Genomic DNA, 25,623 nt, shown 5'->3' with positions numbered 1-25,623 from the left:
AAAGAGTGGTTCCCATGTCCGACCGCAGTGCTCGCCTTCAAGCCCTCCAGCAAGCCCTCAAAGAGCGCATCCTGATTCTCGACGGCGGCATGGGCACGATGATCCAGAGCTACAAGCTCGAGGAAGAGGATTACCGGGGTGAGCGCTTCGTCGATTGGCCAAGCGACGTCAAGGGCAACAACGACCTGTTGCTGCTCAGCCGCCCGGATGTGATCGCCGCTATCGAGAAGGCCTATCTGGACGCGGGCGCCGACATTCTGGAAACCAACACCTTCAATGCCACCCAGGTGTCCCAGGCCGACTACGGCATGGAGTCGCTGGTGTACGAGCTCAACGTCGAAGGTGCGCGGGTGGCACGTCGCGTCGCCGACGCCAAGACCCTGGAAACCCCGGACAAACCGCGCTTCGTCGCCGGCGTGCTGGGCCCGACCAGCCGCACCTGCTCGCTGTCTCCCGACGTCAACAACCCCGGCTACCGCAACGTCACCTTCGACGAGTTGGTGGAAAACTACACCGAAGCCACCAAAGGCCTGATCGAGGGCGGCGCCGACCTGATCCTGATCGAGACCATCTTCGACACGCTCAACGCCAAGGCGGCCATCTTCGCCGTGCAGGGTGTGTACGAGGAACTGGGCTTCGAATTGCCGATCATGATTTCCGGGACCATCACCGATGCGTCCGGCCGCACCCTCTCCGGGCAGACCACCGAGGCCTTCTGGAACTCGGTGAGCCATGCCAGGCCGATCTCGGTGGGCCTGAACTGCGCGCTGGGTGCCAGCGAGCTGCGTCCCTACCTGGAAGAGCTGTCGAACAAGGCCGGGACCTACGTTTCAGCGCACCCCAACGCCGGCTTGCCAAACGCCTTCGGTGAATACGACGAGCTGCCTTCGGAAACCGCGAAGATCATCGAAGAGTTTGCCCAGAGCGGCTTTCTCAACATCGTCGGTGGCTGCTGCGGCACCACCCCGGGGCATATCGAAGCCATCGCCAAGGCGGTGGCCGGCTATGCGCCCCGAGCGATCCCGGACATTCCCAAGGCTTGCCGCCTGTCGGGTCTGGAGCCGTTCACCATCGACCGCCAGTCGTTGTTCGTCAACGTCGGCGAGCGCACCAACATCACCGGTTCGGCGCGCTTCGCCCGGCTGATCCGCGAAGACAACTACACCGAAGCTCTGGAAGTCGCCCTGCAGCAGGTGGAAGCCGGCGCGCAGGTGATCGACATCAACATGGACGAGGGCATGCTCGACTCGCAGAAGGCGATGGTTACCTTCCTCAACCTGATCGCTGGCGAGCCGGACATCTCGCGGGTGCCGATCATGATCGACTCCTCCAAGTGGGAAGTGATCGAAGCCGGGCTCAAGTGCATCCAGGGCAAGGGCATCGTCAACTCGATCAGCATGAAGGAAGGCGTGGATGCCTTCATCCATCACGCCAAGCTGTGCAAGCGCTACGGCGCAGCGGTGGTGGTCATGGCCTTCGACGAAGCCGGCCAGGCCGACACCGAGGCGCGCAAGAAGGAGATCTGCAAGCGCTCCTACGACATTCTGGTCGAACAGGTGGGCTTCCCCCCGGAAGACATCATTTTCGACCCGAACATCTTTGCCGTGGCCACCGGCATCGAAGAACACAACAACTATGCCGTCGACTTCATCAATGCCTGCGCCTACATCCGCGATGAGCTGCCCCATGCGTTGACCAGTGGCGGCGTGTCGAACGTGTCGTTCTCGTTCCGTGGCAACAATCCGGTGCGCGAGGCGATCCACTCGGTGTTCCTGCTGCATGCCATCCGTAACGGCCTGACCATGGGTATCGTCAACGCCGGCCAGTTGGAGATCTATGACCAGATCCCGGCCGAGCTGCGTGAACGGGTCGAGGATGTGGTGCTCAACCGCACTCCGGAAGGCACCGATGCGCTGCTCGCCATCGCCGACAAGTTCAAGGGCGACGGCAGCGTCAAGGAAGCCGAGACCGAAGAATGGCGCGGCTGGCCGGTCAACCAGCGTCTGGAACATGCGTTGGTCAAGGGCATCACCACGCACATCGTCGAAGACACCGAGGAGTCGCGACAGTCGTTCAAGCGCCCGATCGAGGTCATCGAGGGCCCGTTGATGTCGGGCATGAACATCGTTGGCGACCTGTTCGGCTCGGGCAAGATGTTCCTGCCCCAGGTGGTCAAGTCGGCGCGCGTGATGAAGCAGGCTGTAGCCCACCTGATTCCGTTCATCGAGCTGGAAAAAGGCGACAAGCCCGAGGCCAAGGGCAAGATCCTGATGGCGACGGTGAAAGGCGACGTGCACGATATCGGCAAGAACATCGTTGGCGTGGTCCTGGGCTGCAACGGCTACGACATCGTCGACCTGGGTGTGATGGTGCCCGCCGACAAGATCCTGCAGGTCGCCCGCGAGCAGAAGTGCGACATCATCGGCCTGTCCGGCCTGATCACGCCTTCGCTCGACGAGATGGTTCACGTCGCGCGGGAAATGCAGCGCCAGGACTTTCACCTGCCGCTGATGATCGGCGGTGCCACCACCTCCAAGGCGCACACGGCGGTGAAGATCGAGCCCAAGTACAGCAATGACGCGGTCATCTATGTGACCGACGCCTCGCGGGCGGTGGGGGTTGCCACCCAGTTGCTGTCCAAGGAACTCAAGCCGGCGTTCGTCGAGAAGACGCGCCTGGAATACATCGAGGTTCGCGAGCGTACCGCCAACCGCAGTGCCCGCACCGAGCGCCTGAGCTATGCCAACGCCATCGCGGCCAAGGCGACCTTCGACTGGAGTACCTACCACCCCGTGCAGCCGACCTTTACCGGCGCCAGGGTGCTGGATGACATCGACCTGAACGTACTGGCCGAGTACATCGACTGGACACCGTTCTTCATCTCCTGGGACCTGGCCGGCAAGTACCCGCGCATTCTCACCGACGAGGTGGTCGGCGAAGCGGCCACCGCGTTGTTCGAGGACGCGAAGGTGATGCTGCGCAAGCTGATCGACGAGAAACTCATCCGCGCCCGCGCAGTGTTCGGTTTCTGGCCCGCCAACCAGGTGGAACATGACGATATCGAAGTGTATGGCGACGATGGCCAGCCGCTGGCGCGCCTGCACCACCTGCGCCAACAGACCATCAAGACCGATGGCAAACCGAATTTCTCCCTGGCCGACTTCGTCGCACCCAGGGACAGTGGCGTGACCGACTACGTGGGGGGCTTCATCACCACCGCTGGCATCGGAGCCGAAGAAGTCGCCAAGGCCTATCAGGACAACGGCGACGACTACAATTCGATCATGGTCAAGGCCTTGGCCGACCGCCTGGCCGAGGCCTGCGCCGAGTGGTTGCACCAGCAGGTGCGCAAGGAGCATTGGGGCTACGACCCCGAGGAGACTCTCGACAACGAGGCGTTGATCAAGGAGCAGTACAAAGGCATCCGCCCTGCCCCCGGCTACCCCGCCTGCCCGGACCATACCGAGAAAGGCACGCTGTTCGACCTGCTCGATGACAACGGGCAAAGCGGCGTGACCTTGACCGAGCACTACGCGATGTTCCCCGCGGCTGCGGTCAGCGGCTGGTACTTCGCCCACCCACAGGCGCAGTACTTTGCCGTGGGCAAGGTCGATCGCGATCAGGTGCACAGCTACACCGCGCGCAAGGGACAGGACCTGGCCGTCAGCGAGCGTTGGCTGGCGCCGAATCTGGGCTACGACAACTGATACGGATCTGCCTTTGCTGGTTCAACCACGGGTGAACCAGTAGGCGGCGGTCGCTACGACCACCACGATCATGAAGAAAATCGCCCAGGCATCGACGTGCGCGTCGCCTTTGCGCGTCTTCCCGGAGGGGTTCAAGGGCGAGGGATTCAAGCGTGAATGATTCATGGACATCGTCTCTTGTGATTGTTGTTGGACGCTGAACTCAGTAGAACGCTGGCTTGAGTAAAGCCCAGAAAAGCCCTTTCTACAAGTAAGGATAAACCAGCAGGCATCCGATGGAACTCGGTGCAGGCGCAGCGGCCAGACATGCAAAGAGCAACGTGTGGAGCTTTGCCATGAACGACACCTTCGATCTGAACCGTTTTACAGGTGCCCAGCGTGTGGTGTACCCCGATGTCCTCGAAGAGCTGCGCAGCGGCCGCAAGCGCACTCACTGGATGTGGTTCGTCTTTCCCCAACTGGCCGGCCTGGGTCGGAGCGAAACGGCGCGTTTCTACGCGATCAGTGGCGCCGCCGAAGCAGTGGCCTACCTGCACGATCCATTGCTGGGCGCCCGGCTTCTTGAGTGCACGCGAACCGTACTCGTGCATTCGGGCAAAAGCGCGGTCGCCATGTTCGGCAGCCCGGACGACATGAAACTGCGCTCCTGCATGACCTTGTTCGCCAGCGTCGCACCGGAGCAGGTGTGCTTCCAGCAGGTGCTGGACCGGTTTTTCGACGGTGAGAAGGATGAGAAAACCGTTGCGTTGCTGGAACAGCCCTTGTAGCAGCGGCTCGAGCCGCGTCATGGCCAGTGCGGTGTGCCTGATGCATCGCGGGGAATCCGGACGCGGCTTGCGCCGCTGCTACAGGGATTGATGCAAGCCGCGCCACCGGCGAGGCGGTGTGCCTGATGCATCGCGGGGAATCCGGACGCGGCTTGCCCCGCTGCTACAGGGATTGATGCAAGCCGCGCCACCGGCGAGGCGGTGTGCCTGATGCATCGCGGGGAATCCCGACGCGGCTTGCGCCGCTGCTACAGGGATTGATGCAAGCCGCGCCACCGGCGAGGCGGTGTGCCTGATGCATCGCGGGGAATCCGGACGCGGCTTGCGCCGCTGCTACAGGGATTGATGCAAGCCGCGCCACCGGCGAGGCGGTGTGCCTGATGCATCGCGGGGAATCCGGACGCGGCTTGCCCCGCTGCTACAGGGATTGATGCAAGCCGCGCCACCGGCGAGGCGGTGTGCCTGATGCATCGCGGGGAATCCGGACGCGGCTTGCGCCGCTGCTACAGGGATTGATGCAAGCCGCGCCACCGGCGATAACGCGGCTTGCGTCGTGGTTGTAGCAGCGGCGCGTTGTGTCGAAGAGTTGCAAATAATCGATAGCCTGCTTTGCTTTAACTAACGTTCCCTGTCCGAGGGGACCTCAACCGCACGCCTGCGAACGAGCCCATGACCGAGTCTGCCCACCCTACCCCTTCGTCGTCCATCAGCCTGCAAATCATCTCCATCGTTTTCTACACCTTCATCGCCTTCATCTCCATCGGGCTGCCGATTGCCGTGCTGCCCGGCTACGTTCACGATCAATTGGGCTTCAGCGCCGTGGCCGCCGGCGTGGTGATCGCCGCGCAATACCTGGCCACCCTACTCAGCCGGCCCAGCGCCGGGCGCATGGCCGATGCCTTGGGCACCAAGCGCACCATCGTCTACGGTCTGATCGGTATCGGTATCAGCGGCGCGCTGACGTTCGCCTCGGTGTTCCTGCACAGCATGCCGCAGTGGAGCTTGGGGGTGTTGATCGCCGGGCGTGTGGTCCTTGGTCTGTCTCAGGGCGCCATCGGCGTGGGCACTAGTAGCTGGGGCATCAGCCGGGTCGGCGCCGAGCACATGGCCAAGGTGATTTCCTGGAATGGCATCGCCTCCTATGGCGCAATCGCAATTGGCGCACCTCTGGGGGTATTGATGGTGGCGTTCGCCGGTTTCTGGACCTTGGGTATTGCCCTGATGCTGTTGAGCGCGCTGGCGTTGTGGATGATCCACGATACGCCCGCTTCTCCCGTGGTGCGCGGCGAACGCATGCCGTTCTGGGCCGCTTTCGGCCGGGTCGCACCGCACGGCATGAGCCTGATGCTGGCATCGATCGGCTACGGCACGCTTACCACCTTCATCACGCTTTACTACGTGGAGCGCGGCTGGGAGGGGGCGGCGTGGTGCCTGACCGCCTTTGGCATCAGCTTCATCGTGGCGCGCCTGGTGTTCATCAACAGCATCAATCATCTGGGCGGGTCGACGGTGGCCATGGCCTGTATCGCCACGGAGGTCGTCGGCTTGAGCCTGCTCTGGCTGGCGCCCTCGCCGACCTTCACGCTCGCGGGTGCAGCGCTGGCCGGGTTGGGCCTGTCGCTGGTCTATCCCGCGCTGGGCGTACTGGCCATCCACAAGGTACCGGGTACCAGCCGGGGCGCAGGCTTGAGTGCCTTCGCGGTGTTCTTCGACCTGGCGCTGGCGATCGCCGGACCGGTGATGGGGGCAGTAGCGGCCGGGTTCGGCTATGGATCGATTTTCGCTCTGGCCGCCGGGCTGTCCCTGGCCGCATTGGGGCTGACCGCGTGGCTGTCGCGCCAGGATCAGTGATCGGCAGTCTGCAGGCCCGCGCGTGAAGGTCGACCCAAGGTATGCGTGAAGAACTTGCCGGCTTCGTGGATCAGATCGCGGTGGATGCCTTCGCGGTCGACGCCGTCGGCATCGGTGCACAGGGCCGGCGAGGCGTCGCGTTGCTCGTCCGTGCACGGTGCCATGAAAACAAAGTGACCGGCGCCGGGCAGCAGTCGATAGTCCGTGTTTCCCGGCAGCTTGCGCGCCAGCGCCTCGGCATTCTTGTCGATGGCCACCAGTTGGTCGTTATCGCCGCTGTAGATAAGCGTCGGCAGATGGACTTCAGCCAGGGTCTGGCGGCCGAACATCAGGCTCAACGGCGCCATCAACAACAGCGCGCGTACGCGCGGATCGGCTTCGGGGTTCAGGTCGTCCCGATCGGCTTCCAGCTCACCGCGGGTCTGGCAGGCATCGGCGTCGTAGGGCCGCTCTTCGCAATACTTGCGCAAGCGCTGCAGGTCGGGACGCGCGCCGGAGAGAATCAACGCCGTCTCGCCGCCCGCGGAATAGCCGATCACCCCAACCGCGTTGGCATTGACGAAAGGCGACAACATCGAATCGCCCAACGCTGCGGTGATGGCCTGGGATATCTGCAACGGCCGCCCATACAGATTGCTGAGCTTGCCCAAACGGCTGTGATCCTGGGCGTTGTCACCCGGATGGACCACCGCCACCACCACGAAGCCCTTGCGCGTCAGCGCAGTGATGAGGTCGTGCAAGGCCAAGGGGGTTCCAGTGTTGCCGTGGGACAGCATCAAGAGCGGGAAGCGACCGATGGCGATCGGAGCATCCTGCTGCGCGTCGATGCTGTAGCCGCCCAAACGCGCGGGATGCGTATGTCCTTGCGTGGGATAGAAGGCATAGGCGTGCATGGGCTGGTCGTCGAGCGGATCGTTGAAGGTCAGCAGGTGGTAGCCCACATTCCAGCGGGCATGGGGAAGCGCTTGAGCCTGCACCGAAAGCAGGCTCAACAGCAGCAGCGAAATGAATACTGCACAACGACGGACCATCGCGGCGCTCTTCCTTGGCAAAACCTCGGGGGTAGGTTCTGACACAGCATAGGATGGGCCAAGTCACACGCCGGTTCCGTGAAATATTGTACAGGCGGCTTCACGGCCCTTGCCGTGCCCTGACCGGCTGAACCCTCGCCGGGTTGACCGCTCTATGGAAGTGCCCTGCGCGGCTCCGCCAGTCCGATCCTGGGCCATCACCGCGCTCACCTCACTGAAAAGGATTCCAGCATGAGCTTTCGCCCTTTCTTCAAAACTCGTCACGCTGCGCGCACTCCGCTGCTGTGTCTTGCCGCATTGGCCATTGCAGGGTGCGCCGGCAGCAACAGCGCGTCCAAGGTGGACGCGCCGGGTGCGCCGACCACGGCCCTGACCAAGACCCTCGACGCGGGTGCCAACGCGCTGCAGTCGCGTCCACCGATCAACGAGTTGAACGCCTACCTGGACGGCTTTCATTTCTACAATGGGCACCCCGGCGCGCAGATGGAAGCCCATCACTATTGCGCCATCCTCAATGAAGAAGTGATTCAGTGCGTCATTTATAACGGCAACGTCAAGGATGCAAAACTGATGGGCGTCGAATACATCATCAGCGCCAACCTCTACAGCACATTGCCCCAGGCCGAGAAGGCGCTGTGGCACAGCCACGTCCATGAGGTGAAGTCGGGGCAGCTCATCGCCCCCGGTATTCCGGCGCCAGCGGAGCATGCCTTGATGGAAAAACTGGTGAATACCTACGGCAAGACCTGGCACACCTGGCATACCGACCTGGACAAGCAGCTGCCCCTGGGCGTACCGCAACTGATGATGGGTTTCACCGCGGATGGGCAGATCGATCCGGCGCTGGTGCGTGAGCGCGACAAGCGCTTCGGCGTCGACAGCGACAGCAGGAAGAAAGCCCGAGCCGATATCCCCGCGCCGGCGATAGACCCAGGCGCCGACGCCTGGAGCAAGGGCCGCGTTATACAGATCCAGGACCCCACGGGTAGCCGTCACGCGCATTGAGCCTGTACTGAGCCGTAGCCTCAGAACGTTATACCCAGGTGCTGGCCGGCGAAGATGACCTGATCGAACCAGAATGCCTGATGAAGCGCGACGATCAGCCAGAACACCAGTTGATAGGACACCTTGCGCGTCTTGTGCCGGAACAGCTGCTGGGCGAGCAACGCACCTGGCCAGCCACCGAGCAGCTCGACCCCGTGCAGGAGCTTTTCCGGAATGCGTTGGCCCTGCAATTTCGCACGCCGCTTGTCATGCCAGTACAGCCCGGCCGCAAGCAGACTCATCAGTGCATAGACCGCCAGCACCGCTGGGTGTCCAGCCATCGCCAGGCGCAATACGCCCAGGAACGGCAACAGGCACAGCAGGATGAATGCCGTGAGTTTCAGCGCCAGGAATTGCACTGGCCGCTGCTGCCCTCCTCGAGGCGGTGACGGCGCCCGGCTGGGCGCCGTTTCAGCCTTGCGCACTGGACCAGTCGATCCAGCCGAACTGCCAGGTCGCCAGAATGAGCAGACCGAAGGCGATGCGGTACCAGGCGAATACGGCATAGCTGTGAGTGGCGATGAACTTGAGCAGGCCGCGCACCGCGATCATCGCGAAAATGAACGAGACCACGAAGCCCAGCGCAAACACCGGGAAATCCGCTGGCTGGAACAGGTGGTGGAACTTGTAGCCCGAGTACACCGCAGCACCCACCATGGTTGGCATGGCCAGGAAAAACGAGAACTCGGTGGCCGTCTTGCGCGACAAACCGAACAGCAGGCCGCCGATGATGGTCGAGCCCGAGCGCGAGGTGCCGGGGATCATCGCCAGGCACTGGGCAAAGCCGACCTTGAGCGCATCGCTCCAGTGCATGTCGTCGACGTGGTGCACGCGTACGGCGTGCTCGCGCTTCTCGGCCCAGAGCATGACGAAGCCGCCCAGCACCAGCGCCACCGCCACGGTGATGGGGTTGAACAGGTATTCGTGGATCTTGTCGGCGAATATCACACCCAGCACCACCGCAGGCAGGAAGCCGATCAGCAGGTTGATGGTGAAGCGCTGTGCATTGCGCTGGGTCGGCAAGCCGGTGACCACTTCGAGGATCTTGCGGCGGAATTCCCACACCACGGCCAATATCGCACCCAGCTGGATGATGATATTGAAGGCCATCGCCCGCTCGCCTCCGAAGCCGATCAAGTCGGCCACGATGATCTGGTGGCCAGTGCTGGAGATGGGCAGGAACTCGGTCAAGCCTTCCACGATGCCCAGAATCAACGCCTGCATGGCGGTCCAAAAATCCATCATTCCCCCAATTGGACCCGCGCCTGGCGCGGTCCTGTCTGTTTAATAGAACTCATTGCCGTCGGGCCCCGCGATGCTATCAGAGCAGGTCGTGCAAATCCGCACGCAGGCACCGGTGAGCGTTGATTGAGTTGAAGTTTCATCTTTACAGCAGGTCTGCGGCACGGCATGCGCGCCGCAGCGGTGGCGCAGGTTACAATCCGCGCCTTCGATGCATTACATGCACCTGCCAGGGATTGTCCATGTCGCCTTTGGAATTGTTCGCCGCCACGCTGGGCGTGATCGCGGTGTGGTTGACCGTGAAGCAGAATTGGCTGTGCTGGCCAATCGGCCTGGTCATGGTACTGATCTATTCGTATGTGTTTTATGACTACAAGCTGTACTCCAACATGCTTTTGCAGGTGGTGTACGCGGGCGTGCAGGTCTACGGCTGGTGGCACTGGACCCGTGGTGCGGCGACGGCCAGCGGGCGACCGGTCACGCGCCTGACGCCGGCGCCGCTGCTGGGTGGCTTGCTCATCGGTCTGCTCGCAGGCCTTGCGCTGGGTGCCGCGATGGCCACTTGGAGCGACGCCAGCCAGCCGTGGTTGGACGCCCTGCTGACCGGCTTCAGCCTGGTCGCGCAGTGGTGGATGGCCACCAAGCGCGAGCAATGCTGGCCGCTGTGGATCGTCCTCGATGCGATTTTCGTCGGCCTGTTCATGCATCAGGCGCTGTACCTGACGGCCGGGCTGTATGCACTGTTCCTGATACTGGCCATTCACGGCTGGCACCAGTGGCGCAAGAGTGCGGCGGTGGCCGCATGAAAGTCGTCGCGCTGTGCGGGCCGGAATCGTCGGGCAAGAGCTGGCTGGCCGAGCGCATGCGTGTGCGATTGGGCGCCGTGGTGGTGGGCGAGTACGTGCGCCATTTCATCGACCGCGAGCAGCGCGACACCTGCTATGCCGACATCGACGCCATCGCCCGGGGACAACTGGCCTGGGAAGATGCCGCCCGCCGCGCGCAGCCGAGATTGCTGCTGCTCGACACCCACTTGCTGAGCAACATGCTGTGGAGTCGCACCCTGTTCGGCGACTGCCCCGCGTGGCTGGAAACGGCGCTGCTGCAGCGGCACTACGACTCGCACCTGTTGCTTTCGCCCGAAGGTGTGGAGTGGACTGCCGATGGCCAGCGCTGCCAACCCGAACTGTCCGAGCGCCAGGCCTTCTTCGCCCAAAGCCAGGCCTGGCTGCTGGCCCACGCGCTGCCCTGCACCGTCATCAGCGGTGACTGGCGAGCGCGTGAAACACAGGTGCTGGCGAGCATTCGGCATGTTCTGGATCAACCCTAGCGTGCGCTCAGCGCATGTGGTGTTTGTGCAACAGGCGATACAGCGTCGGGCGTGACACGCCAAGCACCCTGGCCGCCGTGCTCAGGTTGCCAGCATGGCGCAGCAGCACGTCGCCCAGCGCCTGCCGCTCGGCGCGGTGCTTGTAATCCTGCAGCGTCCCCAAGGGCGCGGCGACCAGAGTCTCGCTGCCCAGCCCCAGGTCCACGGCTTCGATCTGGTTACCGTGGGCCAGTGCCTGGGCCTGGCGAACCCGGTTGGACAACTCGCGGACATTGCCCGGCCAGTCGTGCTCGCCCATGGTGATCAGCGCCTCCTGGCTGAACGGGCGATGGCGCCGGCCGTTCTCGCGGCTGTAACGTTGCGCGAAATGATTGGCCAGCATGGCCAGATCGCCATAGCGTTCGCGCAACGGCACCGCAACGATCTCCAGCACGTTAAGCCGGTAGTAGAGGTCTTCGCGCAACTGACCTTTACGCATGGCGCCCGCCAGGTCGCTGTCACTGGTGGCCACCACGCGCACGTCCACCTCGCCCGACCCCTTGCGTTGCAGGAACCGCAGCAGTTGCTCCTGGATGTCCAGCGGCAAGCCTTGCACCTGTTCGAGCAGCAAGGTGCCGCGGTGGGCGGCTTGCAGCACGCTGCCGGACAACGGGTGCACATTGGTCTCGCCACAACCAGGCGCGAACAGCGGCGTCTGGCCTGGGCGGTGCGCGCGGGCCTGGCAGTCGAACACGATGAAGGGCTGCTGGCGGCGCGCTGACTGCTGATGCAGTGCGCGGGCAATCAACTGCTTGCCGGTACCGGCTTCACCCCGAATCAACACCGGGGAATCGGTGGTCGAGAACTTGTTGATGAGCTTGTACAAGTCGCGCATGGGCTGACTATCGCCCAACAGTCCGCAAGGCTCGCAGGGGTAGGCATTCGAATTCACAGGCATGGCCTTTCCTTGCTGGGACGTGATCGGGAAAATACATCAAAAACAGCGGGTTGCAAGTTGCGTTAAAAAGGCAACGGAAATTTGACGTTTAACCCGTTCGGACCCGTCAGCGAACTTCGTCGCGCCACATTGACGCGTCAGCGATACGTCTCGCGGGGCTTGCACGGCAGCGGTGTACAATCGCTGCCTTTTTGGCATTCGCAGGGATGAGCATGAACGCATTCGATTGGCACCGTGTGCTGCTGGGTGATGTCGACACGGGGTTTCTCGGCGAGGTGGTGGCCCGTACGCTCATGGCCTACGTGGTGGTCTTCCTGTTTCTGAAGATCGCCGGACGGCGCGGGGTGCGTCAGCTGTCGCTGTTCGAGCTGGTGGTCATCCTGACCCTGGGCTCGGCGGCTGGTGATGTGACCTTCTACGAGGATGTACCCATACTGCCGGTGCTGGTGGTGTTCATGGCGATGATCATCTTGTATCGCCTGACCACCTTTCTAACCGAGCGCAGCGGCCGCTTTGGCGAATGGTTGGAGGGCAAGCCGTTCCTGATCATTCGCGACGGTGTGTTCGAACTCAAGGCCCTGCAGAGCGGCAACATTACCCATGCCGAGTTCCTGATGGAACTGCGCCTGCGCGGCGTCGAACATCTGGGTCAAGTGCGGCTGGGCATCCTCGAGGTGAACGGTGACGTGAGCCTGTACTTCCACGAGCGAGAAGATGTCAAGCCGGGGCTGTCGATCCTGCCGCCCGAGCATCGGGTGTCACTGACCACGGCCGATCGCGAAGACCTGTACGCCTGCGAGTACTGTGGCCACCTGGAAAACCTGGGTCACCAGCAGGCGCTGCCTTGCCCACGCTGCGACAACCCAGTGTGGAGCAAGGCGCTCTGCAATCCACGGGCGGCCTGAGGCTACAGGCGCGGCAAGTCGTCCAAGTGCTGGTACTCGGCGTTCAGCGCCGAGGCCAGGGCGCGGGCGCGACCCAGCCGAATCGGGCCCTTCTCCATGTCCACCAGCAATGCCGGACAGGCCAGAGGCACGACGCCTTCAAGCGATTTCAGGCGCCCGTCGGTGAACACCAGGCAGCGTTGTGCTTCCTGGGGATACTGGCGGACGCGCTGTACCAGCCATTCACGCGCCTGGGCCAGTGCTGCCAGCAGTGGCGTGCCGCCGCCTGCGCCCAGCTCGGCAAGCCAGGGCTGCAAGGCCGTCGAAGCCTTCAAGCCGTGGCATTGCCAGGCCGGCCCGCTGCCGCTGGCGGTGAGCAGCGCCAGCCGGGCGCGTTGCCGGTAGGCGTCGTCGAACACCTGTGCCAGTACGCCTTTGGCTTCGGCCAGGGCACCGTGCCGGCGCGTCGAAGCCGATGCATCCACAACCACCAGCCATAGCTGCTGGGCGGCACTGCGGCGCTGTTGCCAACGCAGGTCGTCACGTTGACGCGGCCGGCCCTGCAGCAGGGTAGCCGGCCAGTCGACGGTGCCGGCCGCCGACGCGCGCGCCGCGCCTTGTCGCCCTTGTTCGAGGTTGCCCTTGCCGGGCCGAGCATCCGCTGGGCGCGAACGGATGCTCAGGGCTTTTTTGGCCAGCTCGGCACCGTGCGCCGTTCGCCCACCGGAACGGCCTGGGCCGGCATGTCGCCCCACTGGCCCTGCCCCGGCTCGGAGGCTTGCGCGGTGCTGGCTGCGGTTGGCGGTGGCGCTGGCATCGCGCCGGACTCTGGCGGCCGGCTCGCCTGGCGGCGATGGCGCAGGGCAAACTCGGCAACCGCGTCGACGTCCTCGTCGAGGATTGCATCGCCGCCGCGCCAGGCGGCATGGGCGCGCGCCGCGCGCAGCCAGACCAGGTCGGCACGCAGGCCGTCCACGCCTTCGGCGAAACAGCGTGTGGTGATCGACTCCAGCGCCTGGTCGCTCAACGGAATCGACTCGAGACGCTCGCGTGCCTGCTGGCAACGCACTCGCAGCGCCGCCTGCGCGGCAGCCCAGTGCTCGCAGAACGCCTGGGGATCACTGTCGAATGCCAGGCGACGGCGAATGATCTGGCTGCGCTCGGCCGGGGCAGGCTGGCCATCCAGGGCAATGTTCAAGCCGAAGCGGTCGAGCAGTTGCGGACGCAACTCCCCTTCCTCGGGGTTCATGGTACCAATGAGCACGAAGCGCGCCGGATGGGCGTGGGAGATGCCGTCGCGCTCAACGCGGTTGACGCCGCTGGCAGCGACGTCGAGCAACAGGTCGACAAGGTGATCGGCGAGCAGGTTCACCTCATCCACGTACAGCACGCCGCCGTCGGCCCTGGCCAGCACACCGGGCGAGAAGCGTGCCCGCCCCTCGCCCAGCGCCGCTTCCAGATCCAGCGTGCCGACCAGGCGGTCCTCGCTGGCCCCCAGCGGCAAGGTCACCAATTGGCCGCCGGCGAGCAGATCGGCGAGCCCGCGGGCCAGGGTGCTCTTGGCCATGCCCCGTGGGCCTTCGATCAACACGCCACCGATGCGCGGGTCGATGGCGGCCAGGCACAACGCCAGTTTCAGCGAATCGGCGGCGACCACGGCGGCCAGGGGAAAGTGCAGGGTGTCGGTCATTGCAGGGATCTCTTCAGCCATCTTCTTCGGTATCCAGCAGCAGGTCTTCCACGGCTTGACGGTAGTCGCCCGGCTCAGCCCACAGGCCCCGTTGCTGAGCCTCGAGCAGGCGTTCGGCCATATCGCGCAGCGCCGCCGGATTGTGCTCCTGCAGAAAGCTGCGGGTGGAGGGGTCCAGCAGGTATGCGTCGGTGAGCAACGCGTACTGGTGATCGTCGATCAGGTGCGTGGTCGCATCGAAGGCAAACAGGTTGTCGACCGTCGCGGCCAGTTCGAAAGCGCCCTTGTAGCCGTGCCGCTTGACCCCTTCTATCCACTTGGGATTGGCCGCGCGGGCGCGCACCACGCGGTTGAGCTCTTCTTTCAGGGTACGCACGCGCGGCACGTCTGGCTGGCTGTGGTCGCCGTGGTAACTGGCGGTTTTCTGCCCACTCAGGGTTTCCGCAGCGGCCAGCATGCCGCCCTGGAACTGGTAGTAATCGTTGGAATCGAGCAGGTCGTGCTCGCGGTTGTCCTGGTTCTGCAGCACGGCCTGGACCTGGCCCAGGCGCCGGGCGAAGGGCGCGCGTGCGGCGGTACCCTCGTCATCCGCACCATAGGCATAGGCGCCCCAGTTCAGGTAGGCCTCCGCCAGGTCTTCGCGAGTCTGCCACAGGCGGCCGTCTATGGCGCCTTGCACGCCGGCGCCATAGGCACCGGGCTTGGCGCCGAAGATGCGCCAGCCAGCCTCGCGGGCGGCCTGCTCGGCAGGTACGCCCTCGGCCAGCAGCTGCGCCTGCTCGGCGCGGACCTTGGCTGCCAGCGGATTGAGATCATCGGGCTCGTCGAGGGCCGCCACGGCCTGCACGGCGGCATCGAACAGGCGCAACAGGTTGGCGAAGGCATCACGGAAGAATCCGGACACCCGCAGGGTCACGTCCACCCGCGGGCGATCGAGCAAGCTCAACGGCAGAATTTCGAAATCGTCCACCCGCTGGCTGCCGGTGGCCCACACCGGGCGCACGCCCATCAGCCCCATTGCCTGAGCGATGTCGTCGCCGCCGGTGCGCATGGTCGCCGTACCCCAGACCGACAGGCCCAGTTGGCGCAGGTGATCGCCATGGTCCTGCAGGTGTCGCTCGAGAATCAGGTTGGCCGAGGCGAAGCCGATGCGCCAGGCGGTGGTGGTGGGCAGGTTGCGCACGTCCACGGAAAAAAAGTTGCGGCCGGTGGGCAACACGTCAAGGCGCCCGCGGCTGGGCGCCCCGCTTGGCCCGGCGGGTACGAAGCGGCCCGCCAAGGCGACGAGCAGCCCGTGCATTTCGGCCGGTCCGCAGGCGTCCAGTCGCGGCGCCACGGTGTCGCGCAGGTGGCCCAGAACGAGTTGCACGTCATCGAAGCCTTCACCCAGCTGCAACGGGCCTTCCAGCGTTTGCTCGATCAGTTGGGCGGCATACAGCTCGAGGCGTTCGCGGCTGTCGCCGGCACTGCGCCAGGGCTCGTCGCTGATCGCGGCCAGGGCTGCCGGCCGTGGTCCGTTCCAGGGTGCGCCGAGGTCGCAGTCCAGCGGATCGAAGCCCAGCTCGAAAGCATTGGCCAATGCCCGCAGCACACTGGCCTGAGGGCCACGACCGTCACCCCGGGGAATGCGCAACAGTGCCAGCAGGGTATCGGCACGCAGGCGCCCCTGCGGCGACTCGCCGAACACGTGCAGCCCGTCGCGGATCTGCGACTCCTTCAAGTCGCACAGGTAGGTGTCCAGGCGCGGCAGCCACGCCGCCGCCTCGGCACCCTCGGCCATCTGCAGCTCGTGGTCGATACGGGTCTCGCGCACCAGCGCCAGAATGTCCTTTTCCAAGGCCTGGGCACGGCGCGGATCGAGCATCTGCGCGTCGTAGTACTCGTCGGCAAGCAACTCCAGGTCGCGCAGCGGCCCGTAGGTTTCGGCGCGGGTCAGCGGCGGCATCAGGTGGTCGATGATCACCGCCTGGGTCCGGCGCTTGGCCTGGGCGCCCTCGCCCGGATCGTTGACGATGAACGGGTAGATATTCGGCATCGGCCCCAGTACCGCATCGGGCCAGCACTGTTCGGAAAGCCCGACGCCCTTGCCCGGCAACCATTCCAGGTTTCCGTGCTTGCCCACGTGGATCAACGCGTCGGCGCCGTAGGTGTGGCGCAGCCAGAAGTAGAACGCCAGGTAACCATGGGGCGGCACCAGGTCCGGGTCGTGGTAGACCGCGCTGACGTCCACCTGGTAACCCCGCGCCGGCTGGATGCCGACGAAGGTCAGGCCCATGCGCAGGCCGGCGATCATCATGCGGCCGTTGCGGCACATGGGATCGGCTCCCGGCTCGCCCCAGCGTTCGCGCACGGCGGCCTGATTGGCCAGGGGCAGCAAGGCAAAAGCGGCAAGGTAATCGTCCATGGCCATGCTCTGGGCACAGGGGCGCAGGTCCAGTTGCTCCAGGTCGTTGGTCACGCCGCCGAGCAGGAGGTGAATCAGCGCCGTACCGCTGGCGGGCAGATCGGCCACCGGATACCCCTGCTGCTGCATCGCGCGCAGGATGTTCAGCGCCGCAGCCGGCGTGTCGAGGCCGACGCCGTTGCCGATTCGGCCATCGCGGGTCGGATAGTTCGCCAGCACCAGGGCGACACGCTTGTCGGCATTGGGCAGGTGCGCCAGAGCGGCCCATTTGCGCGCCAGCTCGGCGACGAAGTCCATGCGCTCGGCATGCGCCGTGTAGCACACCACATCGCTCTGGCTGCGCTCGTTGTGCCAGGCCAGGTCCTTGAAGCTGATGGCCCGGCTGATGATGCGCCCGTCCAGTTCCGGCAGGGCAATGTGCATGGCCAGGTCGCGCGCGCCCAGACCCTGCTCGCTCGCCTGCCACAAGGCCTGGTTGTCTTGGGCGCAGATGGCCTGGATCACCGGAATGTCACGGCGAAACGGGCGCAAGTGCGGGGTTTCGGGGCTGGACTGGGCAAAGCCAGTGGTATTGAGGATGATCGCGGCACCCGCCTCGTCCATCCAGTCCTGCACCTGCGCCAGGCACGCTGCTTCCTTGAGGCTGGCCACGGCGATCGGCAACGGGTTGAGCCCCGCTGCCTGCAGCCTGGCACAGAAGGTGTCGACGAAACCGGTGTTGGCCGCTTGCAGGTGCGAGCGATAGAACAGCAACGGCACCACAGGCCAATCCGATGTCCATTGTGCCTGCCAGTCGGCCAGCTCGGCGGTCGGTCGCGCCGGATGGTAGATGACCGTGCGCGGCAGGGCCTGAGGCGCTTCGCACGGTTCGGTGCGTCCGAACCAGGTATTGCCGAGGTAGCCGAACAGGTTGCGTGCGTTTTGCATACCGCCCTGGCGCAGGTACTGCCACAGGCGATCGGCTTGCTCGGCAGGCACCGTACAGAGCTCGGCCAGTTCGGGATCGGGGCGATCGCAGCCTGGCACCAGAATGACCTGCACGCCCCGCTCGGCCAGCTGCATCAACTGCTCGACGCCGTAGCGCCAGTAGCCGATGCCGCCGTGCAGGGAAATCAGGATGACCTTGGCGTGGCGCAGCACCTGGTCGACGTAGAGGTCGACCGAAGAGTGGTTCTGCACCTGCATGGGGTTGGCCAGGCGCAAACTCGGGTAATCGGCCGGCAGCTGCCCGCAGGCTTCGGCGAGCAATGCCAGATGCGAATCGCCGCTGCAGAGGATGACCAGTTCGGCGGGCGTCTGCCCGAGGTCGGCGATGCTGTCGTCCGGTACGAAGCCGCCGGGTTGGGTCCTCAGCAGGTGCATCGGTCAGGCTTCCAGCGCAGCGCGCAGTTGCGCTTGCAGCGACGCTGCATCCAGTTCCTGACCGATCAGCACCAGGCGCGTGCTGCGCGCTTCGTCTGCGCCCCAGGCGCGATCGAAGTGCTTGTCGAAGCGCGTGCCGACGCCCTGGATCAGCAGGCGCATCGGCTTGCCCGGAATGGCCGCAAAGCCTTTGACACGCAAGATGCCGTGCTGGACCACTGCGGCGTTGAGCGCCTTCAGCAGCTTGGCTTCTTCGGCCTGCGGCAGCTCGATGGAGATCGAATCGAAGGCATCGTGATCGTGATCGTCGTGGTCGTCGCCCTCGTGGTGGTCATGATGGGTCTTGCGGCCGTCGATGTGCTGCTCGGACTCGGCGCCCAGGCCCAGCAACACCGCCAGCGGCAAACGGCCACTGCTGGCCTCGACCACCTTGACCGCGGCCGGCAGTTCCTCGGCCACCTCGGCGCGCACCGCGGCCAGGGCGTCTGCATCGATCAGGTCGGCCTTGTTCAAAATGACCAGGTCGGCGCTGGCCAACTGGTCGGCGAACAGCTCGTGCAGTGGCGATTCATGGTCCAGGTTGGGATCGAGCTTGCGCTGGGCATCGACCTGCTCGGGGAAGGCCGCGAAGGTACCGGCCGCCACGGCCGGGCTGTCGACCACGGTGATGACCGCATCGACCGTGCAGGCGCTGCGGATTTCCGGCCACTGGAAGGCCTGGACCAGCGGCTTGGGCAAGGCCAGGCCGCTGGTTTCGATGAGGATGTGATCAAGGTCGGCGCGCCGTGCCACCAGCTCGCGCATGACCGGGAAGAACTCTTCCTGCACGGTGCAGCACAGGCAGCCGTTGGCCAGCTCGTAGACCCGGCCATTGGCTTCTTCTTCGGTACAGCCGATGGTGCACTGCTTGAGGATCTCGCCGTCGATGCCCAGTTCGCCGAATTCGTTGACGATCACGGCGATGCGCCGGCCCTGCGCGTTGTCGAGCATGTGACGCAGCAAGGTGGTCTTGCCCGAGCCGAGAAAGCCGGTGACGATGGTGACGGGTAGTTTGGACAGCGTTTTCATCGGGTCGCCCTGATTGCGCGGCAGGGCACGAGACGAGCGCCGCAACGGCAGGCGCCAGCATTCGCCACCGGATCACCCCGCCCGGTTGAATAGGAAATAACAGTCGAGGCAGGTCTCCTGGCTCGCGATGCCGGCCGTGCTGGCCCAGGCTGCGGCGCCTTCCCGCGAGCATCCGCAGTGGCCTTGGCGCAGCCTTCATCACTTACAGTTGCGGGGGCAGCCGCGGCTTGGACCGCGTTCCCGTCTTAGCTCTGCAGGGCAGAGAACCTCGAACGCGCAAGGCTACCACAGGGCACGGGACGTGTCAGTGATACGGCTCAGACCCGGTAGCGCACATGGGGACGGCCGCCTGCCAGGCTGACCTCGGCGTGTACCCCATAGACCTCGGCGATCAGGCGCTCGGTCAGGACCGTCGCCGGCGCGCCGCTGGCGACCAGGCGGCCGTCCTTGAGCACGACCAATACATCGCAGAACATCGCCGCCAGATTGAGATCGTGAATCGCCATCACGCAGGTCAACGGCAGGTCCTGAATCAGTTGCAGCAGTTCCAGCTGGTGCTGGATGTCGAGGTGATTGGTGGGCTCGTCGAGCAGCAGCTCGCTGGGCTGCTGGGCCAGGGCACGAGCGATCTGCACCCGTTGCCGCTCACCGCCGGACAAGGTGTGCCAGCGCCGCTGCGCATGACCGCCCAGGTTGACCTGGGCCAGGGCCTGGGCAATCGCCAGGTCGTCTTCGCGCAGCCACGGCGCGAACGGCGAGCGATGCGGCGTACGTCCCAGGCGCACCACCTCCTGCACGCGAATGTCCACCTCGGTACTGGCGTGTTGCTCCACCATCGCCACCTGCCGTGCAACCGCTCGCCGTGCCAGATCCGTCATGGGCTGATCGTCGAGGGTGACCTGCCCCTGGCTGGGATGGTCCAACCCGGCCAGCAGGCGCAGCAGCGAGGACTTGCCCGAGCCATTGGGGCCGATCAGGCCGACCATGCTGCCGGGCGTGATCGCCAGGCTCACCTCGTCGAGAATCAGCTGCCCACCGGCTTTCCAGCTGACCTTGTGCAGTTGCAGGCTCATGCTCGACGCCTCGCGCGGTAGAGGATCAAGGCAAATGCCGGGGCGCCGACCAGGGCCGTGACCACGCCGATGGGCAGGACCTGGCCGGGTACGATGATGCGCGCGACGATGTCGGCCAGCACCATGAAGTTGGCGCCGATCAGCACTGAGGCGAGTAGCAGCCGGACATGGCTGGGCCCCACCAGGAACCGCGCAATGTGGGGCACTACCAAACCGACGAAACCCACTGCGCCGACGATGCTGACCATGGTCGCGGTGATCAGTGCGGTGGTGGCGAACAACACCAGGCGCACCGTGACCACCGGCACGCCAAGGGTGGCGGCAGCGTCTTCGCCGAACACGAAGGCGTCCAGCGCCCGTGCGAAGTACAGGCACAGCAGCAGGCCTGCGCCGACCACTGCCGCCGCCAGGCCCACGTCGGGCCAGCGTACCCCGCCCAGGCTGCCGAGCAGCCAGAACATCACGCTGCGCGCCTGCTCGGCATTGGCCGAGGTCGAAACGATATAGGCTGTCAGCGCGTTGAACAGTTGCGATCCGGCGACACCGGCGAGGATCACCTGCGCCGGGCCGCTGCGGGTGCCCGCAGCCAGCAATAGCACCAGACCGAACGCCAGGGCCGCGCCGAGAAACGCACCCATGGAAATGCCGATCACGCCGCCGCCCAGCCCAAGCAGCATCACCACCACCGCGCCGGTCGACGCCCCGGCCGAGATACCCAGCACATAGGGTTCGGCCAGCACGTTGCGCAGCAGCGCCTGCAGCACCGCGCCGCAGATAGCCAGGCCGGCGCCACAGCAGGCGGCGACCAGTGCGCGACTCAGGCGGTACTCCCAGATGATGCCCTGGATGATCCGCGGTACCGGGTAGTCGGCCAGGCCGAGGCCGTTGAGCAGCGCCTGACCGACCGTGGTCAGGGCAATGCCCATCTCCCCGACCGACACCGCCAAGGCGATCGACACGCTCAAGGTGGCCAGGGCGAGCAGCGCCAACAGCCCGCGCCAGACCCAGCCGTCTTCACGCGCCAGGCGCTGAATCAAGGCTTGACCCGTGTACGCTCGAGGCCGGCGGCGATGTCTTCCACCGCGCGCACGACATCCATGGAGGGGTTCAACGACTGCGCATCGACCACGATGATGCGGCCATTGCGCACGGCATCCAGCTCACGGGTCACCGGGTCGCTGCGCAGAAACGCCAGTTTTTTCTCGACATCGTCGGCCGGATACAGGCGCCGCTGCATGCGCGCGACGATGATGACATCGGGATTGCTCGCAGCGATGCTTTCCCAGCTTACCCCAGGCCATTCGTCGTCACTGTCGACGATGTTGCGCAGGCCCAGCAGGCGGTTGATATAGCCGGGCGCGCCGCTTTTGCCGGCCACCCAGGGGTCACCTTCCAGGCGCGTGCTGGAAAACCAGTACACCACCGACAGCGGTGTGTGCCCGGCACTGCCAGCGCGCTCGCTGGCCTTCTGGATGCGCGCGTGCAACTGGGCGGCCAGGCGCTCACCGGCCGGCTCGACATCGAAGATGCTCGCCAGCTCGCGGATTTCCTTGTCCACCAGTGCCATGGAAAACACCTGGCTGCGGCTGCCGTCGGCGTTGGAGGTGGCGGTGACTTCCTTGCCGTCGCAGTCACTGGGCGACACATAGGAAGGAATACCCAGGCTGGCCAGTTGCTCGGGCTTGGCGACTTCGCCGTTGGGGCCGACGTGGTAGGTGTACTGCGCCACCACGATGTCGGGCGCGGTCTTGGCCACCGCCTCGAAGCTGGGCGCGTTGTCGGCCAGCCGTGGCACGTCGGCATTGGCCGCGCGCAGAGGTTCGGGCAGCGGCCCGAACCAGACCCCGGTGCCCACCATGCGTGGCGCCAGGCCAAGCGACAGGAGAATCTCGGTGCTGGCCTGGCCCAGGCTGACGGCACGCTGCGGCGCGGCCTGGATGGTCAAGGGCGCGCCGCAGTTGGGCAGCGTCAGTGGATAGTGGGTGGCGGCGTGGCTGGCGACGGCAGCGAAGAGACCGACGGCAGCGACGCTGGCGCGGACGAATACGGCAGGAAGACTCATTGCAACTCCTTGGATGGCGCGTCCAACAGATCGAAGAAATCCCCAAGCAAGGTCTGGCTGACGACATGCAACATGTCGATCACAGTGGCGCGACCGCGCCGGATTCGAACCGGCTTCCTGCTCTGGGCGAAGACAAGCGGCGCAGACGGTAGGCGACCCGTCGGCAAAGATCAAATGGTTTAGCCAGGGCCTTGGGCTGCGGGCACCCTGAGTACCCGCCTAGGGCGCGCTGTCGCGGGGCCGGTCGGTACGGTCCTGCTCGACCACATAGCCCGTGTCTATGCTGACCACCACCGACATGCCGGGGCGCAGCCGATGCGCCCCGTCCTGATCCGGGTCCACGGTGATGCGCACCGGAATGCGCTGGGCGATCTTGACGAAATTGCCAGTGGCATTGTCGGCTTGCAACAGGCTGAATTCCGAGCCGGTGGCAGGTGAGATGCGCTGTACGTGCCCGCGCAGGCGCAGGTGATTGAGCGCATCGACGGTGAAGGTCACCGGTTGGCCGATGCGCACATCGGCCATCTGGGTTTCCTTCATGTTGGCCATGACCCACAGCGTGTCGGGCACCAGCGCCATCAGTTGTGCGCCGGAATTCACATAGGCGCCCAGGCGCACGCCGACCTGACCCAACTGGCCGTCGCGCGGCGCCAGGATGCGTGTGTTGTCCAGATCGATGCGGGCCAGTTCCACTGCAGCTTCGGCGTTGGCGACGTTGGCAGCCAGCGAGTCACGGTTGACGATCACCGTCTGCAAATCTTCGCGGGCGATTGCCAGCGCTGCCTTCGCCTGTGCCACCGAGGCCAGCGCCTGGGCGTTGGCGGCGCGGGTCACATCCAGCTCGCGGCGCGACACCGAGCCGTCGCTGATCAGGTTCTGGTTGCGCCCCAGGTCGGCGGCGCCCTTGCGCGCCTGCGCTTCGCTGTCTGCCACCGCCGCCTGGCGCTGGGTGATGGTCGCCTCGGCGCTGCGGCGCTGTTGCAGGTTGTTGGCCAGGGCGGTTTTCTGCACCTGGACCTGCGCCAGTGCCTGGTTCAGGCGCTGGCGGTAGATCCGGTCGTCCAGGCGTACCAGCAGGTCGCCTGCCTTGACGAACTGGAAGTCCTGTACCGGCACTTCGAACACATAGCCTGCCAGTTGCGGCCCGATGATCGTCACCTGGCCACGCACCAGGGCATTTTCGGTGCTTTCGATGTGGCTGCTGAACGGGGGCAATTGCCAGGCGTACAGCACGATCGCCACTCCCACCAAAGCGATGCTGGCGAAAATCAGGCTGGACAGTACCCGCACCCGCCGCGAACGCGGTTCGGTGGCCGCTGGATTGGGCGGTGGGGTCTGGCCCTCGGGGGTGGCGGCAATGGCATTGGTGGTCGTGGACGTCGGTTCGGTCATGAAGTGCTGGCGCCGCTGGTGGATACGGTAGGTGTCGCGGCGGTGGTCACCGCCCGGGTAGTGCTCATCAGCCACAGGCTGCGGACGAAGATCCACAGCATGGTCAACACGGCAATGATGCAGATCAGCATGAAGACATCGTTGTAGGCCATGACGTTCGCCTCTCGCGTGGCGGCCGTAGCCAGCGCACGGGTGCCCAAAGTGGCCCGCAGGGCCGGGTCGGCGATGTGGGCCAGGTAGCTGGCGGCGGCATTGCTGACCCGCGCCTGGACCAGCGGGTCCATGAGGGTCAGGTGCTCGACGATCATGCTCGAATGATACTTCTCGCGGACGATCTGGAACGTGCCCAGCAACGCCGCGCCGATCAAACCGCCCAAATTGTTGCAGATACCGAACAGCACCGAGAAGCTGACCAGGTTGCGCGGGTTGGTGAGCACGTGGCGCATGCCCAGCACCATGGTCGGGCCCAGGAAAAACGTGCCACCGAAGCCCAGCAGGAACTGGCTGACGTACATATTGGCCGGACGAGTGAGGTTGCTGGAGAAGCTGTCCATCGCCGAACCCACCGCCATCAGCGCCAGGGCAATGATCAGCGGCATGAACAGATGCTCGGGGTTGATGGTCCAGGCACTCACCGCCAGCCCCGCCACCGCGCCAAAGAGCATCACGCAATAAAGGGTGCGCATCTGCTCCTGGCCCATGTTCAACGCTTGCAACAGACCGACCGCGCCGGTGGACTGCTCCGACAGCACCATGCGCGTCAGGATCACTGCCAGGGCCAGGCGGATGGCGACACCGCTGCCCAGCCAGCGGGTCATCAACATCGGGTTGCTGCGATTGTGTTCCACCGCCAGGCCACCGAGGATCAGCACGATGGCCCCTGCCGAGGCCCAGCCTATCCAGGGTGCCTCCAGCCACCAGTCGATCCGGCCCAGGGACAGCACCGCGCAGAGCAGCGCAATGCCGGACGCAAGAATCGCGAAAATGAGGAAATCAAGCGGCTCGAAGGTCTTGAAGCGGTCGCCCGGTGGCAGTTTGAGCAGGAACACGCAACCCAGGGTCAGCAGCGCCATGCCCAGTTCGAACAGGTACAGGCCACGCCATTCGGCGATCTGCAGCAGGTCCTCGGAAAACACCCGCGCCAGTGGCAAGGCCAGCTGCGAGGTGCCCAGGCCCAGCACCAGGGCCTTGAGGCGCCACTTGGCGGGGAACGCCTGGATCATGTAGTACAGGCCCAGGGAACTCAGTGCCGCGCCGACCATGCCGTGGGCAGCGCGGACGGCAATGGCCGAGCCCAGATCATTGACGAACAGATGGCCGAAGGTGACCAGCGCATACAGCATCAGAAACAGTTCGGTGAACGTGCGCAGACCGAACTGCTGGCGAAACTTCACCAACAGCAGGTTCATCGACACGTTGGTCATCACGTAGGCCGCAGGCAGCCAGGCCATCTCCGCCGCCGTGGCGCCAAGCGCGCCCTGCAGGAATTGCAGGTTCGCCACCACCAGGGAATTGCCGAGGCCGCCGGTCAGTGCCACCAGCAGGCCGACGATACCAAACGCCAGACGCTTGCGCGTCGAATGCAGAGGCGTCGACGGAGAGCCCGGCAAGTTCGGCTTTTCATGGGGCAGCCAATCGCGGCTCGTGTAGCGGGACATGCGGTGGCCTTGGCGGGGAGCGTTGAAACGACGAAGAAACGACGAAGATTGGGCGCTAGTAAACCTCACCTGCAGGGGGCTTGCCAATGCTCGTCGCTGCCTCGATTTGACTGCATCCCGA

Annotated in this window: 20 protein-coding genes, 1 pseudogene and 1 riboswitch; of the genes and pseudogenes, 7 read left to right on the top strand and 14 right to left on the bottom strand. The window is 65.0% G+C overall.

Annotation, left to right across the window (positions count from 1 at the left end):
- Positions 1 to 14: 14 nt before the first annotated feature.
- Positions 15 to 3,707, top strand: coding sequence for a methionine synthase (gene metH, locus IFT57_RS11855; protein ID WP_192151502.1), 3,693 nt, complete (start codon positions 15 to 17; stop codon positions 3,705 to 3,707).
- 21 nt (positions 3,708 to 3,728) lie between these two features.
- On the opposite strand, the gene IFT57_RS11850 is transcribed toward metH, so the two are convergent.
- Positions 3,729 to 3,872, bottom strand: coding sequence for a hypothetical protein (locus tag IFT57_RS11850; RefSeq protein WP_192151501.1), 144 nt, complete (start codon positions 3,870 to 3,872; stop codon positions 3,729 to 3,731).
- Between the two features lie 170 nt (positions 3,873 to 4,042).
- Between IFT57_RS11850 and IFT57_RS11845 the strand changes: the two genes are divergently transcribed.
- Positions 4,043 to 4,474, top strand: coding sequence for a DUF1810 domain-containing protein (locus IFT57_RS11845; protein WP_192151500.1), 432 nt, complete (start codon positions 4,043 to 4,045; stop codon positions 4,472 to 4,474).
- Positions 4,475 to 5,143: 669 nt separating this feature from the next.
- Entirely contained in the window at positions 5,144 to 6,325 is a 1,182-nt protein-coding gene (locus IFT57_RS11840; protein WP_192151499.1) for an MFS transporter, read from the top strand.
- On the opposite strand, the gene IFT57_RS11835 is transcribed toward IFT57_RS11840, so the two are convergent.
- Complete coding sequence (locus IFT57_RS11835) at positions 6,319 to 7,356, bottom strand: alpha/beta hydrolase family protein (protein WP_192151498.1); 1,038 nt, start codon at positions 7,354 to 7,356, stop codon at positions 6,319 to 6,321. The two genes, IFT57_RS11840 and IFT57_RS11835, sit on opposite strands and share 7 nt — an antisense overlap.
- A gap of 231 nt (positions 7,357 to 7,587) precedes the next feature.
- Here IFT57_RS11835 and IFT57_RS11830 point away from each other — a divergent pair, with 231 nt between their 5' ends.
- Positions 7,588 to 8,361, top strand: coding sequence for an OBAP family protein (locus IFT57_RS11830; RefSeq protein WP_192151497.1), 774 nt, complete (start codon positions 7,588 to 7,590; stop codon positions 8,359 to 8,361).
- Positions 8,362 to 8,381: 20 nt separating this feature from the next.
- On the opposite strand, the gene IFT57_RS11825 is transcribed toward IFT57_RS11830, so the two are convergent.
- Together IFT57_RS11825 and IFT57_RS11820 are read right to left on the bottom strand one after the other, a co-directional pair.
- Positions 8,382 to 8,759: a DUF1294 domain-containing protein gene (locus IFT57_RS11825; RefSeq protein WP_342030345.1), complete on the bottom strand. Its 378-nt coding sequence runs from the start codon at positions 8,757 to 8,759 to the stop codon at positions 8,382 to 8,384.
- A 52-nt stretch (positions 8,760 to 8,811) separates the two neighbouring features.
- Positions 8,812 to 9,642, bottom strand: coding sequence for an undecaprenyl-diphosphate phosphatase (locus tag IFT57_RS11820; RefSeq protein ID WP_122800918.1), 831 nt, complete (start codon positions 9,640 to 9,642; stop codon positions 8,812 to 8,814).
- A 242-nt stretch (positions 9,643 to 9,884) separates the two neighbouring features.
- Here IFT57_RS11820 and pnuC point away from each other — a divergent pair, with 242 nt between their 5' ends.
- The gene (pnuC, locus tag IFT57_RS11815; protein ID WP_192151495.1) at positions 9,885 to 10,448 is read left to right on the top strand and encodes a nicotinamide riboside transporter PnuC; all 564 of its coding nucleotides are present in this window, start codon (positions 9,885 to 9,887) and stop codon (positions 10,446 to 10,448) included.
- Entirely contained in the window at positions 10,445 to 10,972 is a 528-nt protein-coding gene (locus IFT57_RS11810; protein WP_192151494.1) for an AAA family ATPase, read from the top strand. Before pnuC ends, IFT57_RS11810 begins: the two co-directional genes overlap by 4 nt.
- Positions 10,973 to 10,979: 7 nt before the next feature.
- Here the strand turns inward: IFT57_RS11810 and IFT57_RS11805 are convergent.
- Positions 10,980 to 11,867 (bottom strand): annotated as a pseudogene (locus IFT57_RS11805) (sigma 54-interacting transcriptional regulator); the annotation flags it as partial.
- Positions 11,868 to 12,121: 254 nt separating this feature from the next.
- Here IFT57_RS11805 and IFT57_RS11800 point away from each other — a divergent pair.
- The gene (locus IFT57_RS11800; RefSeq protein WP_192151492.1) at positions 12,122 to 12,814 is read left to right on the top strand and encodes a DUF421 domain-containing protein; all 693 of its coding nucleotides are present in this window, start codon (positions 12,122 to 12,124) and stop codon (positions 12,812 to 12,814) included.
- 2 nt (positions 12,815 to 12,816) lie between these two features.
- On the opposite strand, the gene IFT57_RS11795 is transcribed toward IFT57_RS11800, so the two are convergent.
- The 9 genes from IFT57_RS11795 to IFT57_RS11755 form a co-directional block, all read right to left on the bottom strand.
- Positions 12,817 to 13,548, bottom strand: coding sequence for a VWA domain-containing protein (locus IFT57_RS11795; protein WP_192151491.1), 732 nt, complete (start codon positions 13,546 to 13,548; stop codon positions 12,817 to 12,819).
- A complete protein-coding gene (locus IFT57_RS11790) occupies positions 13,473 to 14,483 on the bottom strand; it encodes an ATP-binding protein (RefSeq protein WP_192151490.1) in 1,011 nt (336 codons plus the stop codon). Before IFT57_RS11790 ends, IFT57_RS11795 begins: the two co-directional genes overlap by 76 nt.
- Positions 14,484 to 14,496: 13 nt before the next feature.
- Positions 14,497 to 18,249, bottom strand: a complete 3,753-nt coding sequence (gene cobN / locus IFT57_RS11785) for a cobaltochelatase subunit CobN (RefSeq protein ID WP_192151489.1) — start codon at positions 18,247 to 18,249, stop codon at positions 14,497 to 14,499.
- 3 nt (positions 18,250 to 18,252) lie between these two features.
- Positions 18,253 to 19,317, bottom strand: coding sequence for a cobalamin biosynthesis protein CobW (cobW, locus tag IFT57_RS11780; protein WP_192151488.1), 1,065 nt, complete (start codon positions 19,315 to 19,317; stop codon positions 18,253 to 18,255).
- Between the two features lie 90 nt (positions 19,318 to 19,407).
- Positions 19,408 to 19,603: riboswitch (cobalamin riboswitch) on the bottom strand.
- A 31-nt stretch (positions 19,604 to 19,634) separates the two neighbouring features.
- Entirely contained in the window at positions 19,635 to 20,390 is a 756-nt protein-coding gene (locus IFT57_RS11775; protein ID WP_122797647.1) for an ABC transporter ATP-binding protein, read from the bottom strand.
- Positions 20,387 to 21,427: a FecCD family ABC transporter permease gene (locus IFT57_RS11770; RefSeq protein ID WP_122797648.1), complete on the bottom strand. Its 1,041-nt coding sequence runs from the start codon at positions 21,425 to 21,427 to the stop codon at positions 20,387 to 20,389. Before IFT57_RS11770 ends, IFT57_RS11775 begins: the two co-directional genes overlap by 4 nt.
- The gene (locus tag IFT57_RS11765) at positions 21,424 to 22,452 is read right to left on the bottom strand and encodes an ABC transporter substrate-binding protein (protein ID WP_192151487.1); all 1,029 of its coding nucleotides are present in this window, start codon (positions 22,450 to 22,452) and stop codon (positions 21,424 to 21,426) included. Before IFT57_RS11765 ends, IFT57_RS11770 begins: the two co-directional genes overlap by 4 nt.
- Positions 22,453 to 22,671: 219 nt before the next feature.
- Positions 22,672 to 23,844, bottom strand: coding sequence for an HlyD family secretion protein (locus IFT57_RS11760; protein WP_122715348.1), 1,173 nt, complete (start codon positions 23,842 to 23,844; stop codon positions 22,672 to 22,674).
- Positions 23,841 to 25,502, bottom strand: a complete 1,662-nt coding sequence (locus IFT57_RS11755) for an MFS transporter (protein ID WP_192151486.1) — start codon at positions 25,500 to 25,502, stop codon at positions 23,841 to 23,843. The genes IFT57_RS11760 and IFT57_RS11755 overlap by 4 nt, the downstream gene beginning before the upstream one ends.
- Positions 25,503 to 25,623 lie beyond the last annotated feature (121 nt).

Origin of the sequence: Pseudomonas sp. CFBP 13719 (assembly GCF_014842095.1) — a bacterium.
In the GTDB taxonomy this organism is placed as follows: domain Bacteria; phylum Pseudomonadota; class Gammaproteobacteria; order Pseudomonadales; family Pseudomonadaceae; genus Aquipseudomonas.
This window is presented reverse-complemented; position numbering and strand designations above follow the sequence as displayed.